This is a genomic window from Streptomyces sp. NBC_00096, assembly GCF_045041305.1.
Classification (GTDB): domain Bacteria; phylum Actinomycetota; class Actinomycetes; order Streptomycetales; family Streptomycetaceae; genus Streptomyces.
On the sequence record NZ_CP108221.1, the window covers coordinates 2,497,352 to 2,513,295 of the forward strand.

Sequence of the window (15,944 nt, forward strand, 5' to 3'; positions counted from 1 at the left end):
ATGAACGACACGGACAGCACCAAGAACGCACCCGAGCGCACCCCCCGCATGCAGCTCGCGAAGCTCGCCCCGGAGTTCTACCGGGCCGCCGTGGCCCTGGACGCGGCCGCGGCCAAGGGGCTGGACCCGGCCCTGGTGGAGCTGGTCAAGCTGCGCGCCTCGCAGATCAACCACTGCGCCTTCTGCATCGACATGCACTCCAAGGACGCCCTCGCGGCCGGCGAGGACGTGGAGCGGCTGCTGCTCCTCGGCGCCTGGGAGGAATCGCGGCACTTCTACACGGAGAAGGAGCTCGCCGCGATCGAGCTGACGGAGGCCGTGACCGTCCTGACCGACGGTTTCGTTCCCGACGCCGTCTACGAGCGGGCCGCGGCGCACTTCGAGGAGAAGGAGCTGGCGCAGGTGATCGCCCTGATCGCCGCGATCAACGTCTGGAACCGCATCGGCGTCACCACGCGCCTGAGCCCGGGGCACTACACCCCGGGCATGTACGACAACTGAGCGGTCGGCCGGTCCGCTCAGCCGCCCGCCGTCGGGCGGAAGGCGGTCAGCGGGATTCCGCCACTTGGGGCGACAGGAAGATCCACGCCAAAACGCCCCGGCCTGGTTGGGCCGGGGCGTTCGGTGTCCGTACTGGCGTGCGCGGGGGCCTGTGCGGCCGGTCCTCACACGGACGGGCGGACCGGTCAGATCAGGCCGAGCTCGCGCACCGCGTCGCGCTCCTCGACGAGCTCCGCCACGGACGCGTCGATGCGCGCACGGGAGAACTCGTTGATGTCCAGGCCCTGGACGATCTCGTACTTGCCGTCCTTGGTGGTGACGGGGAAGGAGGAGATGATGCCCTCCGGGACGCCGTAGGAGCCGTCCGACGGGATGCCCATGGAGGTCCAGTCGCCCGCCGCGGTGCCGTTGACCCACGTGTGGACGTGGTCGATGGCGGCGTTGGCGGCCGAGGCGGCCGAGGACGCGCCGCGGGCCTCGATGATCGCCGCGCCGCGCTTGGCGACGGTCGGGATGAAGTTCTCGGCCAGCCAGGCCTGGTCGTTGACCAGCTCGGCGGCGTTCTTGCCGGCGATCTCCGCGTGGAAGATGTCCGGGTACTGGGTCGCCGAGTGGTTGCCCCAGATGGTCAGGCGCTTGATGTCGGAGACGGCGGCGCCGGTCTTGGCGGCCAGCTGCGAGATCGCGCGGTTGTGGTCCAGGCGGGTCATCGCGGTGAAGCGCTCGGCCGGTACGTCCGGGGCCGCGGCCTGTGCGATGAGCGCGTTGGTGTTGGCCGGGTTGCCCACGACCAGGACCTTGATGTCGTCCGCGGCGTTCGCGTTGATCGCGGCGCCCTGCGGCTTGAAGATGCCGCCGTTGGCGGAGAGCAGGTCACCGCGCTCCATGCCCTTGGTGCGCGGGCGGGCGCCGACCAGCAGCGCGACGTTGGCACCCTCGAAGCCCTTGTTCGGGTCGTCGAAGATGTCGATGCCGGCGAGCAGCGGGAACGCGCAGTCGTCGAGCTCCATGGCGGTGCCCTCGGCGGCCTTCATGCCCTGAGGGATCTCCAGAAGACGGAGCTTGACCGGCACGTCAGCGCCGAGCAGGTGGCCGGACGCGATGCGGAAGAGCAGCGCGTAGCCGATCTGGCCGGCGGCGCCGGTGACGGTGACATTCACGGGAGTGCGGGTCATGGCCTTCTCCGTTAGACAGCTGGCGGTGGGGCGTCCCTGCCCCATGTGCTGGGAGGACGCCGCTCCCCGGCCCAGTAAATCTTGACGTGAAGAGACATCCGCCGTCAGGCTATCCGACCCTGGGGCACCCCAATCCCCCGGCCCGTGTGGTGCGCGGCACACGAGGTGGTGGGGCGGCGGTCATTCACCCGGAAGATCCCCCGGGAAGGGTGCTCAGCGGACCGTGAAGCGGACCGCCGTCTCCAGGAACGGGATGTTCAGCCACGGCTTGGGCTCCATGACCAGCGCCAGCAGGGTGATCGCCACGCCCAGCAGGCCGTACGTGACCATGTCCGTGAAGCGGGAGCGCACCGCGAGCATGCCCACCGAGGGCAGCAGGCGGCGCATCACCGACGCCGCGATCAGCGCGATGCCGATCATCAGGCAACCGCCGCGCGCGTGGCCCACGGCCGTGACCAGCAGCCCGGCCGCGGTCGCGGTGAGGACGGCCAGCATCGGCCACTGACGGGCCGGCGCCGGGGCGTCACCGGGCGCGGCGCGGCCGCCGCCCTCGGGGCGGGCGGTGTCCCGGGTGATGGAGGGGAAGCGCCGGGACCGGACCGGGGCGGCCCCGTCCCCGGACCCGGCGGCGGGTTCCGATCCCGCGGCGGGTTCCGATCCCGCGGCGGGACCGGATCCGGGCCGGGCCGCGGCCTTCGCGGGGGCCCCGGCCGCACGACCGGGCTCCGGGGGCGCCGTAGGTCCCGTAAGCCCCGAGGGCACCGCAGGCCCCGTAGGACCCACGGGCCGCTCGGAGCCCACGGAACCGACCGCGTCCTCGCGTTCAGCCCGCACTGGGGACGATCCGTTCCGCGGCCTCGACGACGTTGACGAGCAGCTGCGCCCGGGTCATCGGGCCCACGCCGCCCGGGTTCGGGGAGATCCAGCCGGCCACCTCGGCCACGCCGGGGTGCACGTCCCCGACGATCTTGCCGTTCTCGTCGCGGCTGACGCCGACGTCGAGCACGGCCGCGCCCGGCTTCACGTCCTCCGGCTTGACCAGGTGCGGCACCCCGGCCGCCGCGACGACGATGTCCGCCTGGCGCAGCAGTCCGGAGAGGTCGCGCGTACCGGTGTGGCACAGGGTCACGGTCGCGTTCTCCGACTTGCGGGTGAGCAGCAGGCCGATGGAACGGCCGACCGTGATCCCGCGGCCGAGGACGACGACGTGCGCACCGTTGATCTCCACACCGTGGTGGCGCAGCAGCTCGACGATCCCGTACGGGGTGCAGGGCAGCGGGCCCGGCTCGTTCAGGACCAGCTTGCCGAGTGACATCGGGTGCAGGCCGTCGGCGTCCTTCGCCGGGTCCATCAGCTCCAGGACGCGGTTGGTGTCGATGCCCTTGGGGAGGGGGAGCTGGACGATGTAACCCGTGCACTCCGGGTTGGCGTTCAGCTCCCGCACGACCTCCTCGATGTCCTCCTGGGAGGCCGTCGCGGGCAGTTCGCGCTGGAGGGAGGAAATGCCGACCTCGGCGCAGTCCTTGTGCTTGCCGTTGACGTACCAGCGGCTGCCCGGGTCGTCACCGACCAGCAGGGTGCCGAGCCCCGGGGTGATGCCCCGGGCCTTGAGCGCCGCCACGCGGGCGGTCAGTTCGGACTTGATCGCGGCTGCGGTGGCCTTGCCGTCGAGAATCTGGGCGGTCATGGACCCATCCTCCCGGATGGAGCGGTCCGGGATCCAGTCGCGGACGCCGCGCGACCGGTTCGTCTTCGTTGCACTTGCACAACAAGTAGTCGGCCGACCGCGTAGCGGCTGGACAAGTCCACCCCGGCCGGACGACGATGCGGGGAAAGAGTGCCGCGGGCAGTGCCGGGGGGCGGGCCGCACGACTTGCAGTGACTCCTCCGCGCGTGCCGTGCGTCCCCGCACTTCCACGGAGGAACACCCCAGATGAGCTTCGGCGACCCGAACAACCCCTACGGGCAGCAGCCCCAGGGCGGTCAGCCCGGTTACGGCTACCCGCAGCAGGCGCCCCAGGGCATCCCGCCGCAGGGCGGCTACGCCTACCCGCAGCAGGCCCAGGGCTACCCGGGCGTCGCCGGGTACCCGGGTGTCAGTGTGCCGATGCCCGGCGGTGTCTCCGGCGCCCGCGTCATCCTCTTCATCCTCGGCGGGCTGCAGGCCCTGTTCGGCGTGCTCCTCGGCGTCGGCGGCGCGGTGTTCGCCGCGGCGCTCTCCGGCTCCAGCTCCTCGGCGAGCGGCGCGGGCACCGCCGCGGGCGGCGTGTTCATCATCTTCGGGATCCTGGTCGTCGGCCTGGCGCTGTGGCCGATCCTGACCGCCGCCAAGCTGAGCAAGGGCCGGGGCGGCGTCCGGGTCTCCGGCATCATCTTCGGCTCGCTGCAGAGCCTCTTCGCCGGCCTCAGCCTGATCTTCAACATCGCGACGCTCAGCAGCATGCACAGCTCCGGCGCAGGCGTCTTCATGATCTCCCTGATCTTCACGGGCATCCAGCTCGGCCTGGGCCTGTGGATCCTCATCGGCCTGGCCAACTCGGCGGCGAGCGTCTACTTCAAGCGCCCGCTGTACTAGCACCGGGTACCGGCACCGGGCGCCCGCACCGGCTCCGGCTCCGGTACGCGCGCTCGTACCGGCCGTACGTACGGCGAAGGCCGCGTCCCGCACTGCTGCGGAACGCGGCCTTCGCCGTACGCGCTGCCGGCCGACGCCGGCCGGACTCAGTGGAAGAAGTGCCGGGTCCCGGTGAGGTACATCGTCACGCCCGCCGCCTTCGCGGCCTCGATCACCAGCTCGTCGCGCATCGAACCGCCCGGCTGGACCACGGCCTTGATGCCCGCGGCCGTGAGGATCTCCAGCCCGTCCGGGAAGGGGAAGAAGGCGTCGGACGCGGCGAGCGAGCCCTGTGCGCGCTCGGCGCCCGCCCGCTCGACCGCGAGCTTCGCGGAGTCCACGCGGTTGACCTGGCCCATGCCGACGCCGACCGAGGCGCCGTCCTTGGCCAGCAGGATCGCGTTGGACTTCACGGCGCGGCAGGCCTTCCACGCGAAGGCGAGGTCGGCGAGCTCGGCGGCGGAGAGCGCCTCGCCCGTGGCGAGCGTCCAGTTCGCGGGGTCGTCGCCCTCGGCCTGGAAGACATCGGACTGCTGGAGCAGCACGCCGCCGGAGATGGGCTTGAGGTCGCCCGGCTGGTGCGGGGCCCCCTCCACCTTCAGGACGCGGATGTTCTTCTTCTTCGCCAGGACCTCGACGGCGCCCGGCTCGAAGCCGGGGGCGACGATGACCTCGGTGAAGATCTCCGCGACCTGCTCGGCGAGCTCGACGCTCACCGGGCGGTTGACGGCGATGACCCCGCCGAAGGCGGAGACCGGGTCGCAGGCGTGCGCCTTGCGGTGGGCCTCGGCCACGTCCTTGCCGACCGCGATGCCGCACGGGTTGGCGTGCTTGATGATCGCGACGCAGGGCTCTTCGTGGTCGTAGGCGGCGCGGCGGGCCGCGTCGGTGTCCACGTAGTTGTTGTAGGACATCTCCTTGCCGTGCAGCTGCTCGGCGTTGGCGAGCCCGCCCGGCTGGCCGTCCGTGTAGAGGGCGGCGGCCTGGTGCGGGTTCTCGCCGTAGCGGAGCGTGGACTTGCGCTCCCAGGCACCGGCGAGGAACTCGGGCAGTACGGCCTCGGGCTCCGGGGCGTACGCGTTCGTGAACCAGGAGGCCACGGCGACGTCGTACGCGGCGGTGTGCTGGAAGGCCTCGGCCGCGAGCCGCTTGCGGGCGGTGAGGTCGAAACCGCCGCCCCGGGCGGCGCTCAGCACGTCGGCGTAGCGCGCCGGGCTGGTGACGACGGCCACCGAGGGGTGGTTCTTGGCGGCGGCGCGGACCATCGAGGGACCGCCGATGTCGATCTGCTCCACGCACTCGTCCTGGCTCGCGCCCGACTGGACGGTCGCGAGGAAGGGGTAGAGGTTCACGACCACCAGATCGAAGGGCTCCACGCCCAGCTCCGCGAGCTGGTTGCGGTGGTCCTCCAGGCGCAGGTCGGCGAGGATTCCGGCGTGCACGCGCGGGTGCAGGGTCTTGACCCGGCCGTCCAGGCACTCGGGGAAGCCGGTCAGCTCCTCGACCTTGGTGACGGGCACCCCGGCGGCGGCGATCTTCCCGGCGGTGGAGCCGGTCGAGACGAGCGCGACACCCGCCTCGTGCAGACCGCGGGCCAGCTCTTCCAGTCCCGTCTTGTCGTAGACGCTGATGAGCGCGCGCCGGATCGGGCGCTTCGAAGCGGTGAGGTCTTCGCTCCCTGCGGTCACGGTCTCTGCGGTCCCTGCGGCCTCTGCGGCGGTCACTGGATTGTTACCTTTCGTCCCTCGATGCGGTAGCCGTGCCGGGCCAGGCGCCCCACGACGTCGACGAGCAGTTCGCGCTCGACTTCCTTGATCCGCTCATGGAGAGCGGCTTCGTCCTCTTCGTCCCGGATCTCGACGACACCCTGGGCGATGATCGGACCGGTGTCCACGCCCGCGTCCACGAAGTGGACGGTGCAGCCGGTGACCTTCGCGCCGTAGGCGAGTGCGTCCCGTACGCCGTGGACGCCCGGGAAGGCCGGGAGGAGGGCGGGGTGGGTGTTGACGAACCGGCCGCCGAAGCGGCCGATGAACTCCGGCCCCACGATCTTCATGAACCCCGCCGAGACGACCAGGTCCGGCGCGTGGGCGTCGGTGGCCGCGGTCAGGGCGGCGTCCCACTCGGCGCGGCTCGCGTGGGCCTTGACCGGGCACACGAAAGTGGGGATCCCCGCCTTCTCGGCGCGCTCCAGGCCGGCGATGTTCTCGCGGTCGGCCCCCACGGCGACGACTTCGGCGCCGAAGCCCTCGGGTCCGCCGGGGTGGGCGTCGATGGCGTCGAGCAGGGCCTGGAGGTTGGTGCCGGATCCGGAGACCAGCACGACCAGGCGGGAGGCGGCCATGGGAGGCCCTTTCTCGAGCGGGGGCGCCACCCGGCTGAGCAGGGGGCGCGTCGTTCGTCTTGTGTGATCACATGAAACTGCGGATCGCCGATTTACGGGCGACCCTACGAAGTCTCCGACCGCCTGCAACGATACCGGCACACCGGACGGCCCCCGAGGGACGGGGGGACGCCCTGGCGGTAGCGTCTGGCGTACACGCCGCAATCAGGCCTCCGACGTCCCAGCGACGTCCACGACACAGGGGATGAAACACACCCGATGCCGGACCGCCCCCAGCCCGACCGCTCCACCGACGACAACCCCTTCGCGGCGCCCCCGGAAGGCCGGCCCGACCAGCTCTGGGAGCCGCGCGCCGGTGGCGACGGCGGCCCCGGGAAGGGACCGGCCGAGGACCCCGGGTCCGGACCGGCACGGTGGGACCCCACCGACCCGATCCAGCGTCGGGCGCGGTACGCGCTGCTGGCCGGCATGTGGGGCTTCTTCTTCGGGGTCTTCGAGACCCCGTCGATGGCGCTGCTGCTGGGCGTGCTGGCCCTGTACTGGGGGATCAGCGCGCTGCGCGGGGCGCCCGCGAAGCCCTCCGGGGGCGACGCGGGGGGCTCCGGTGCGGGTGCGGCTGCGGGTGACTCCGGTGCGGGTGCGGCTGCGGGTGCGGCGGGTCCGGTCGACGGGCCGGCTCCGGCCCGGGGCGGACTGGCGGCCCTGGGCGCCGCCGCCCGGCCCCAGCGGACGGCGGCGTTGAGCGGCCTGGTCACCGCCTCGCTGGCGGTGCTGCTGGCGGTGTCCTGGTACACGGTGCACCTCGCGTACAAGGACTTCTACGTCTGCCAGCAGGACGCCCTCACCAAGCCGGCGGAGCTGCAGTGCAACGACCTGCTGCCCGACAACTTCATCGGCCAGATGATCCGGGTCCAGCGCTAGGCCGTCCCATCCGGATCTTGCCGGGCCCGCGAGGCCCGGCACCGTGCCCGGCCGCACTGTCGGGGCGACCGAGCACGTCCGGTACACGGGCCCCCGGCAGCACGGCCGGACACGGCATCGGCCTGTCCGAACGACACCCCTAGGCGCTCTCCCCGGAACCGCCTGGGCCGCCGGAACCGCCTGGGCCGCTTGCGCCGCCCAGATGGCTCCCTGCGGATCCGGCCGGGACCCCGGCCGTGGCGCCGGCGGGGTCCGGGGCGGGGTGCGAGGGCCCCGGGTCCGGGTGTCCGGGGTCCGGCGCGGGCTTGCGGCGGGCCAGTACGCGGGCTCCGGCCATGGACGGGGCCAGCGGGGACGCGGGGGCTGGTGCGCCGGACGGGGTTGATGCTTCGGCCAGGGCTGGGGCTCCGGGTCCTGCGGCTGGCGGCTGCGGGGGGTCGGCGGGCAGTGCGGGGAGCGGGATCGGGGTCAGGTCCAGCTTGAGGCCCGGCAGGACCAGCACGGGCCGCTTCGGCGGCGCGGACCCGGGTGCGGGCACGGCCTCGGGGCGGGGCCCTTCCTTCGGGGCCCGGGCCCGGGCCGGGGACTGCCCCGGGCCCTCCTGGTTCTCCGGGGCCGTGGAGGAGAAGTCCGGGATCAGGGTGCCCGCCGCACGGCGCAGGGCCGCCCAGCGGACCTCGCGGACCCCGCTGTCGTGCCAGCCGCCGTCGGCCTCGGCTTCGGCCAGGCCCTTCGCGGGGCGGTTGCGCCACCCCTGCACGGTCACGGCCAGCGGGACCGCGAGCGCCAGGGTCCAGCCCAGCGCCGCACCGCCCGCCTGCCACCACACCGGCCCGAAGGCGGCCAGTTCCCGGGAGCCGAGCGGGCCCGCCGAAGCGGCGGCGAGCCCCGCGGTCGCCAGGGCGCACACCACCGCTCCCAGCGCCGCCGTGAGCGCGGTCTCCCCGTACGAGACCTCCCGTGCCCGGCGTACCGCGAACCAGCCCACCGCCAGCCCGGCCGCCACCGGCACCGCGCAGACGGCCCAGGTCAGCGGCGTGCCGGCGCCCTCCGGAGGCAGCGCCGCGAGCAGCGGGAACCGGGGCAGCGCGGGCGATCCGCCGAAGCCCAGCGGGGTCGCGACGGCTCCGGTGCCGAGGACGAAGCCGGGGCCGAGGGCGTACGCGGCGCCCCAGACGACGGCGTTCGGGATCAGGGTGAGGGCGAGCAGCAGCACCGCGAACCGGCCCGACCAGACCCCGGTCAGCGTCATGAAGGAGCCCTGCACCTCCGCCCCGTGCCAGGCGAGCGAGGCCCCGGTCAGCAGGGCTCCGCCGCCGAGCAGCACCAGCACCCCGCCTGCGCCGGCCCGCAGAGCCAGGGCGTAGCGGGGGCGGGTGAGCCGGCCGGGCAGCTGCCCGAGCGGCCTCCCCCGGGCCTCCCAGACCCCGCCGGCGGCCGCCAGGGCGGCGACCAGGGGGAGGTGCCAGGCCGCACTGAGCGGGTCCGCGGGCATCGGCCCGGCGGCCGCGTAGACGACCGCCAGGGTGCCGACGCCGAGGTAGCCGCAGAGCACGGCGGAGAACACCGCGGCGGCGGGCAGCGGCTCCGCGCCCCGTTCCTCCCCGGCGGCGCTGCCGAGCCGGGCGGCGCGCCGGATGAGCAGCGCGGGGAGGGCGACGAGCAGCAGCGGGATCAGGCCGACGGGGGCGGGCACGCCGGAGAGGGTCTCGTAGCGGACCAGCGCGGTCCCGTGGGCGAGCAGCCAGATGCCCGCGGCGAGGTGCAGGGCGCCGCCGGGGCCGCTGTCGGGGTACGGGGAGCTGATCCACAGCACGATGACGAGCACGGCGAGGAAGCCGAGCCCCAGTACCGCGGCGACGGCGCCGCCCACGACACACGCGGCGGCCGCCGGCGAACGGCGCCGTACGAGGGCCCTTGGGGCCGTAGGCAACGAGGTCCCGCGTTCGGTCACTTGGGTCACCCCGCCATGGTGCCAACGACACGCGCTATGGGCGGGTAACAGGCGAATGACCGTGGTGTCGCTCAATATACGTTTATGTACTTTTTCGCTCAGGGCGTCCGGGTCGCGGGGAGTGTGGCATGACACAAAGCGTCACGGAGCTGGGCCTCCCCACCCCGAAGGAACGCCGGCGCCTGCGCGAAGCCGCCGATCTGACCCATGACGAGGTCGCGGCGGCGGTGGGCGTCACCTCGAACACGGTCCGCTCCTGGGAGACCGGCCGCACCCACCCCCGGGGCCGCAAGCGCGAGGCCTACGCGAAACTCCTGGCCCGGCTCGCCGCCGACCAGGCCCCGCAGCCCGGCCGCTCCGCCCCGGCCGCCGCCGACCAGCCCCGCCCGGACTGGACCGTCGGCACCATCCCAGGCGCCGACTCCGATCCGCACCCGAACCGGCCCGACACGGGACACCACCGGGCTGACGGTCCCGCAGCCGCCGGACAGCACGGGGCCGATGGCCCCATCACCGCCGGACAGCACCAGGCCGACGGTCCCGTCGCGGGGCAGCACCGGGCCGACGCGGCGGGTCCGGCCCCGGCTGCCGGGGCGCGGCTCGGCAGCGGGGCCGTCGCGCCCACCAGGCCCTCCTGGGCCAACAGCACCGTCACGGACGCCCCCGCCGCACCGAAGCCGGGCAACCCGGGCGCGGAGACGCCCGAGCGCGCAACCGCCCGGACCGCAGCGGCCCCGGACGCATCGTCAGCCGCCGCTGCGGCAAGCCGCGCCACCTCCACGGACACGGCCCCGGCGTCAGCCGCCCGCACGGCATCCGGCTTCACCTGCGCGGACACGGAGCAGGCGGCAGCCGACGCCTGCTCCACGGGTACGGACCGGGCATCAGCCGCCGATCCGGCAACCGGCTCCGTCCCCACGAGCGCAGACGGGCCGTCAGCCGTGACCACCCCGCCGCCCGCGTCGGCCGCCGGCGCCCCGGCGGACCAGGACGGCGCCTCCACGGACGCGGACCTGGCCGCCGATGCCGCCGGGAGCCACTTCGGGCTGCGGATGCGGGGTCTCACCCGGCCCGTCGCGGCCCAGACCCGGCCGAAGGCCGCGGTCAAGCGCGCCGCGAAGCCCCCTGTCGGGGTCCCCCGGCACGAGACCAAGGCCACGGTCAAAACCGGAGCCGGCGGTGGCGGCGGCAGCAGCGCGGGCGCGGGCCTCAACGCCCTCCGGCCCGGCGGCCCGGTGACCCCGGGTCCGGAAACGGACAGCAGCCCGGGCCCCGGGCCGGACGCGGACACGGACACGGCCCGCGATACGGGCCCCGGTACGGCTCCGGGCACGGGCACGGGCATGGGCACGGCCCAGGGCACCGGCACGGCCATGGGGACGGGCACCGGCACTGCTCCGGCCCCGGGCAACGGCACGGCTCCGGCCACGGCCCTGGCCACCGGCACTGGCACCGGCACGGCTCCGGCCACCGGCACGGCTCTGGCCACGGGCACCGCCACTGGCACGGGCACCGGCACGGCTCCGGCCACGGCTCCGGGCACCGGCACGGGTCCGGCCCCGGGCACGGGTCCGACCCCGGGCACGGCCCCGGTCGGCGGCGGCCACGGGGGCGGGGTCCCGGGCCCTGGTCCCCGTACCGCTCCGCAGGACACCACCTCGCCGGTTTCCGCCTTCGACGCCCTCTACAACCGCACCGCCCCCGCCCTCACCCGCCAGGCCTACCTCCTCACCGGCCGCCGCGCCCTCGCGCACGAGGCCGTCGAGCGCGCCTTCCAACAGGCGTGGGAGCGCTGGCCCGAGGTCGCCACCGACCCGGACCCGGTCGGGTGGGTGCGCGCGGCGGCGTACGAGTACGCGCTCTCCCCCTGGCACCAGCTCCGGCGGGGCCACCGGCACGCCGACAAGCAGGACAAGCCCCCGGCCGACCCCGCCGACCGCGTCCTCATGGACGCGATGCTCGCGCTGCCCCCGGCCCACCGCCGCACCGTGCTGCTCTACGACGGGGTCGGGCTGGACCTCCCCGACACCGCCGCCGAGACCGAGGCCTCCACGCCGACCGCCGGCAACCGGCTCGTCAACGCGCACGCCGACCTCGCCGACCAGATCCCCGAACTGGCCGACACGGAGCCCGGCAAGCAGTCCGCGCTGCTGCGCGAACGGCTCGGCTCGCTGACGCCCGCCGTACGACTGGAGCCCCGCGCGGCAGCCGTCGTACGGGTGGCCGGCGAGCACCGAACACGGCGGTGGACGCGCGCGGTGGTCGGGGTGACGGCGCTCATCGCCGCCGCGACCGCCTACACCGTGGTGACCGCGCCGACCGAGTACGAGCCTCCGCGCGCGCCCGGCGCCAGCGTGTCGGGCGTGCCCCCGCACAGCGGCCCGCAGCAGCTCTCGGACCAGGGCCGCCAGCTGCACGACAAGCTGCTGTCCGACCCGTCGGCCGGCACCGCGCGGATCGCGCCGAGCCTGGAGTAGCCGGGCCTGCCCGGAGCAGCCGAGCCCCGGACAGACGGCCCCGGACAGACGGCGGTCGCCGCCACCCGCGACCCCGCGGCACGGAAAAACGGGCGTGGCCCGCACCCCTCACAGGGTGCGGGCCACGCCCGTCTGCGCCGCAGACCGCCGGAGCGGCTGCCGCGCGGCGACTACTGCGCGGCGGCCAGGATCTCGCGCGCCAGCTTCGCGGTCTCGGTCGGGGTCTTGCCGACCTTCACGCCGGCGGCCTCGAGGGCCTCCTTCTTGGCCTGCGCGGTGCCCGAAGAGCCGGAGACGATGGCGCCCGCGTGGCCCATGGTCTTGCCCTCGGGTGCGGTGAAGCCCGCGACGTAGCCGACGACCGGCTTGGTGACGTTCTTCGCGATGAAGTCCGCCGCACGCTCCTCGGCGTCGCCGCCGATCTCGCCGATCATGACGATCAGGTCGGTGTCGGGGTCCGCCTCGAACGCCTCGAGGGCGTCGATGTGCGTGGTGCCGATGACCGGGTCGCCACCGATGCCGACGGCGGAGGAGAAGCCGATGTCACGGAGCTCGTACATCATCTGGTAGGTCAGCGTGCCCGACTTGGACACGAGACCGATGCGGCCGGGCTTGGTGATGTCGCCCGGGATGATGCCGGCGTTGGACTGGCCGGGGGTGATCAGACCCGGGCAGTTCGGGCCGATGATCCGCGTCTTGTTGCCCTTGGAGGTCGCGTACGACCAGAAGGCGGCGGAGTCGTGCACCGCGATGCCCTCGGTGATGACGACGGCCAGCGGGATCTCGGCGTCGATGGCCTCGACGACCGCGGACTTGGCGAACGCCGGCGGGACGAAGAGGACGGAGACGTTGGCGCCCGTCTTCTCCATCGCCTCGGCGACCGACCCGAAGACCGGGACCTCGGTGCCGTCGAAGTCGACGGTGGTGCCGGCCTTGCGCGGGTTCACGCCGCCGACGATGTTGGTGCCGTCAGCCAGCATCAGCTTGGTGTGCTTCATGCCCGTGGCACCGGTCATGCCCTGGACGATGACCTTGCTGTCCTTGTTGAGGAAGATAGCCATGTGAGTCTGTGACCTCTGCCCTTACTTCGCAGCCGCGAGCTCGGCGGCCTTGTCGGCCGCGCCGTCCATGGTGTCCACGCGCTGGACCAGCGGGTGGTTGGCGTCCGAGAGGATCTTGCGACCCAGCTCGGCGTTGTTGCCGTCGAGGCGGACGACCAGCGGCTTGGTGACCGCTTCGCCCTTGTCCTCGAGCAGCTGCAGCGCCTGGACGATGCCGTTGGCGACCTCGTCACACGCGGTGATGCCACCGAAGACGTTGACGAACACGGACTTGACGTCCGGGTCGCCGAGGATGATCTCGAGACCGTTGGCCATGACGGCGGCGGAGGCGCCACCGCCGATGTCCAGGAAGTTGGCGGGCTTGACGCCGCCGTGGTTCTCGCCGGCGTACGCGACGACGTCGAGGGTGCTCATGACGAGACCCGCGCCGTTGCCGATGATGCCGACCTCGCCGTCGAGCTTCACGTAGTTGAGGTTCTTCGCCTTGGCGGCGGCCTCGAGCGGGTTCGCGGCCGCGTGGTCCACGAACTCCTCGTGGCCCGGCTGGCGGAACTCGGCGTTCTCGTCGAGCGAGACCTTGCCGTCGAGCGCGATGACCTCGCCGGAGGCGACCTTCGCGAGCGGGTTGACCTCGACGAGGAGCGCGTCCTCGGCGATGAAGGTCGCCCACAGGGTCACGAGGACCTCGGCGACCTGCTCGGCGACCTCGGCCGGGAACTGCGCCAGCGCGACGATCTCGCGGGCCTTCTCGATGGTCACGCCCTCGTTGGCGTTCACCGGGACCTTGGCGAGCTTCTCCGGGGTCTCCTCGGCGACCTGCTCGATGTCCATGCCGCCCGCGACCGAGGCCATGGCCAGGAAGGTGCGGTTGGTGCGGTCGAGGAGGTAGGAGACGTAGTACTCCTCCAGGATCTCCGGAGCGGTCTCCGCGATCATCACCTTGTGGACCGTGTGGCCCTTGATGTCCATCCCGAGGATGTCCGTCGCACGGGCGACGGCCTCTTCCGGGGTGGCGGCGAGCTTGACGCCGCCGGCCTTGCCGCGGCCGCCGACCTTCACCTGCGCCTTGACGACCGACTTGCCGCCCAGCCGCTCCGTGGCCTCTCGCGCCGCCTCAGGCGTGTCGATCACTTCACCGGCCAGCACCGGTACACCGTGCTTGGCGAAGAGGTCCCTCGCCTGGTACTCGAACAGGTCCACGCGCGTCCGTCCCTTGTCTTCAAAGATTCGCAGTGATTCGCGGTTGTCTGCTATCTGCGTGGGCGTGCCGCGGAGGGCAACGTGACGGCGCTGTCACAAGGAAGGCGCACACGGTGACCGTGGACGCGGCATGTCCGTCCCGCAGGTTATCCCCGCGGGACGTAGGTCCCTAAATCGCAGATCACACCTGAGCGGTGATACCTGTCACAGATCGCCTCACGCTTGAACTGCATCTTCGTGTGATCCGCCGATCGGAAGGCGCTCGTGCGGGGGTCCTACGAGGCTGCGCGCGGGGCTCCCGCGGGGCTCCTGCGGGGGTTCCGCGGTGCTCCTGCGAGGCTGCGCGCGGCCGGCGCCGGGCCGGCGCCGGACAGCCGGCCCGCTCACGGAACGGGCAGGGGCCGCTTCTCCAGCGCCGCGGCCATCACCTCCGGGAACAGGTCAGGCGTACAGGCGAAGGCCGGGGCTCCGAGCGCGGCGAGGGCCGCGGCGTGTTCGCGGTCGTAAGCGGGTGCGCCCTCGTCGGACAGGGCGAGCAGCGTCACGAACTCCACGCCCGCGCCCTTCATCGCCGCGACCCGCTTCAGCATCTCGTCGCGTATGCCGCCCTCATAGAGATCACTGATGAGGACGACGACGGTGTCGGCGGGCCGGGTGATCTTCGACTGGCAGTAGGCGAGCGCGCGGTTGATGTCGGTGCCGCCGCCGAGCTGGGTGCCGAAGAGCACGTCGACGGGGTCGTCGAGCTGATCGGTCAGATCCACGACCGCGGTGTCGAAGACGACCAGCCGGGTCGCGATCGAACGCATCGAAGCCAGCACCGCCCCGAAGACGGAGGCGTAGACGACGGAGGCCGCCATCGAGCCCGACTGGTCGATGCAGAGGATGACCTCCTTCTTCACCGCACTCGCGGCCCGGCCGTAGCCGATCAGCCGCTCCGGCACGACCGTGCGGTACTCGGGGAGGTAGTTCTTCAGATTCGCCCGGATGGTGCGGTCCCAGTCGATGTCCGCGTGCCGCGGCCGGCTGATCCGGGCGGACCGGTCGAGGGCACCGGTGAGGGTGGCGCGCGTACGGGAGGCGAGCCGCTTCTCCAGCGCCTCGACCACCTTGCGGACCACGGCGCGGGCGGTCTCCCGGGTCGTCTCGGGCATCGCCTTGTTGAGGGAGAGCAGGGTGCCGACGAGGTGCACGTCCGGCTCCACCGCCTCCAGCATCTCGGGCTCCAGCAGCAGCGCGGACAGGCCGAGGCGCTGGATCGCGTCCCGCTGCATGATCTGCACAACGGAGGTGGGGAAGTACGTCCGGATGTCCCCGAGCCAGCGCGCCACGCCGGGCGCGGACCCGCCGAGCCCGGCCGACCGCTCCCCGGCGCTCCGGCGCCCCCCGCCGCTGCCTCTGCCGCCGTACAGCGCCCCGAGCACGGAGTCCATCCCGGCGTCCGCGCCCTCCAGCGCGCACCCGGTCCCGTCCCCCTCCCCGCCACCGAGCACCATCCGCCACCGCCGCACCCGCTCGTCGGCGACGCCCCGCGCACCCGCCGGATTCCCCGAACTCACCATCTGCCCATCCCCTACTCCCGTCCCAACCACCACCGACACCCCCGCGGGGCTCACCCCCAGACCCCGTCCGGGGGGACACCCGGTTCTCCCGTTCCCCGGGCTTCGCCCCGGCCCCTCCCCCCATCCACCGCTGGT

General features: G+C 73.3%; 13 protein-coding genes. 4 read left to right on the plus strand and 9 right to left on the minus strand.

Annotation, left to right across the window (positions count from 1 at the left end; genetic code table 11):
• Window positions 1-501: a carboxymuconolactone decarboxylase family protein gene (locus OG904_RS10665; protein WP_405489699.1), complete on the plus strand. Its 501-nt coding sequence runs from the start codon at window positions 1-3 to the stop codon at window positions 499-501.
• A gap of 185 nt (window positions 502-686) precedes the next feature.
• Here the strand turns inward: OG904_RS10665 and OG904_RS10670 are convergent, their stop codons facing one another.
• The 3 genes from OG904_RS10670 to OG904_RS10680 all read right to left on the minus strand — a co-directional run bounded on the left by OG904_RS10670 (window position 687) and on the right by OG904_RS10680 (window position 3,363).
• Window positions 687-1,676, minus strand: a complete 990-nt coding sequence (locus tag OG904_RS10670; RefSeq protein WP_405489701.1) for a malate dehydrogenase — start codon at window positions 1,674-1,676, stop codon at window positions 687-689.
• Between the two features lie 213 nt (window positions 1,677-1,889).
• The gene (locus OG904_RS10675) at window positions 1,890-2,438 is read right to left on the minus strand and encodes a DUF3017 domain-containing protein (RefSeq protein WP_405489703.1); all 549 of its coding nucleotides are present in this window, start codon (window positions 2,436-2,438) and stop codon (window positions 1,890-1,892) included.
• 61 nt (window positions 2,439-2,499) lie between these two features.
• The gene (locus tag OG904_RS10680) at window positions 2,500-3,363 is read right to left on the minus strand and encodes a bifunctional methylenetetrahydrofolate dehydrogenase/methenyltetrahydrofolate cyclohydrolase (RefSeq protein ID WP_328300400.1); all 864 of its coding nucleotides are present in this window, start codon (window positions 3,361-3,363) and stop codon (window positions 2,500-2,502) included.
• Between the two features lie 246 nt (window positions 3,364-3,609).
• On the opposite strand from OG904_RS10680, the gene OG904_RS10685 reads away from it, so the two are divergent.
• The gene (locus tag OG904_RS10685; protein WP_405489705.1) at window positions 3,610-4,251 is read left to right on the plus strand and encodes a hypothetical protein; all 642 of its coding nucleotides are present in this window, start codon (window positions 3,610-3,612) and stop codon (window positions 4,249-4,251) included.
• A gap of 146 nt (window positions 4,252-4,397) precedes the next feature.
• Here the strand turns inward: OG904_RS10685 and purH are convergent, their stop codons facing one another.
• Both purH and purN read right to left on the minus strand, forming a co-directional pair.
• Entirely contained in the window at window positions 4,398-5,978 is a 1,581-nt protein-coding gene (purH, locus tag OG904_RS10690) for a bifunctional phosphoribosylaminoimidazolecarboxamide formyltransferase/IMP cyclohydrolase (protein WP_405489707.1), read from the minus strand.
• A 32-nt stretch (window positions 5,979-6,010) separates the two neighbouring features.
• Window positions 6,011-6,634: a phosphoribosylglycinamide formyltransferase gene (gene purN / locus OG904_RS10695; protein ID WP_405489709.1), complete on the minus strand. Its 624-nt coding sequence runs from the start codon at window positions 6,632-6,634 to the stop codon at window positions 6,011-6,013.
• Window positions 6,635-6,892: 258 nt separating this feature from the next.
• On the opposite strand from purN, the gene OG904_RS10700 reads away from it, so the two are divergent.
• Complete coding sequence (locus OG904_RS10700; RefSeq protein WP_405489711.1) at window positions 6,893-7,555, plus strand: hypothetical protein; 663 nt, start codon at window positions 6,893-6,895, stop codon at window positions 7,553-7,555.
• A 139-nt stretch (window positions 7,556-7,694) separates the two neighbouring features.
• On the opposite strand, the gene OG904_RS10705 is transcribed toward OG904_RS10700, so the two are convergent.
• Window positions 7,695-9,518, minus strand: a complete 1,824-nt coding sequence (locus OG904_RS10705; RefSeq protein ID WP_405489713.1) for a DUF6350 family protein — start codon at window positions 9,516-9,518, stop codon at window positions 7,695-7,697.
• A gap of 119 nt (window positions 9,519-9,637) precedes the next feature.
• On the opposite strand from OG904_RS10705, the gene OG904_RS10710 reads away from it, so the two are divergent.
• Entirely contained in the window at window positions 9,638-11,986 is a 2,349-nt protein-coding gene (locus tag OG904_RS10710) for a helix-turn-helix domain-containing protein (RefSeq protein ID WP_405489715.1), read from the plus strand.
• Window positions 11,987-12,156: 170 nt separating this feature from the next.
• Here OG904_RS10710 and sucD read toward each other — a convergent pair whose 3' ends face one another.
• The 3 genes from sucD to OG904_RS10725 all read right to left on the minus strand — a co-directional run bounded on the left by sucD (window position 12,157) and on the right by OG904_RS10725 (window position 15,809).
• On the minus strand, window positions 12,157-13,047 hold the full coding sequence (gene sucD / locus OG904_RS10715) for a succinate--CoA ligase subunit alpha (protein ID WP_405489717.1): 891 nt from the start codon (window positions 13,045-13,047) through the stop codon (window positions 12,157-12,159).
• A gap of 21 nt (window positions 13,048-13,068) precedes the next feature.
• Window positions 13,069-14,247, minus strand: coding sequence for an ADP-forming succinate--CoA ligase subunit beta (sucC, locus tag OG904_RS10720; protein ID WP_405489719.1), 1,179 nt, complete (start codon window positions 14,245-14,247; stop codon window positions 13,069-13,071).
• 383 nt (window positions 14,248-14,630) lie between these two features.
• The gene (locus OG904_RS10725; RefSeq protein WP_405489721.1) at window positions 14,631-15,809 is read right to left on the minus strand and encodes a VWA domain-containing protein; all 1,179 of its coding nucleotides are present in this window, start codon (window positions 15,807-15,809) and stop codon (window positions 14,631-14,633) included.
• Between the last annotated feature and the right edge of the window lie 135 nt (window positions 15,810-15,944).

Coding starts and splice junctions, on each gene's coding strand:
- OG904_RS10680 (WP_328300400.1), bottom strand. CDS start 3,363: ATGACCGCCCAGATTCTCGACGGCAAGGCCACCGCAGCCGCGATCAAG.
- purN (WP_405489709.1), bottom strand. CDS start 6,634: ATGGCCGCCTCCCGCCTGGTCGTGCTGGTCTCCGGATCCGGCACCAAC.
- OG904_RS10710 (WP_405489715.1), top strand. CDS start 9,638: ATGACACAAAGCGTCACGGAGCTGGGCCTCCCCACCCCGAAGGAACGC.
- OG904_RS10700 (WP_405489711.1), top strand. CDS start 6,893: ATGCCGGACCGCCCCCAGCCCGACCGCTCCACCGACGACAACCCCTTC.
- OG904_RS10665 (WP_405489699.1), top strand. CDS start 1: ATGAACGACACGGACAGCACCAAGAACGCACCCGAGCGCACCCCCCGC.
- OG904_RS10685 (WP_405489705.1), top strand. CDS start 3,610: ATGAGCTTCGGCGACCCGAACAACCCCTACGGGCAGCAGCCCCAGGGC.
- sucD (WP_405489717.1), bottom strand. CDS start 13,047: ATGGCTATCTTCCTCAACAAGGACAGCAAGGTCATCGTCCAGGGCATG.
- OG904_RS10670 (WP_405489701.1), bottom strand. CDS start 1,676: ATGACCCGCACTCCCGTGAATGTCACCGTCACCGGCGCCGCCGGCCAG.
- OG904_RS10725 (WP_405489721.1), bottom strand. CDS start 15,809: ATGGTGAGTTCGGGGAATCCGGCGGGTGCGCGGGGCGTCGCCGACGAG.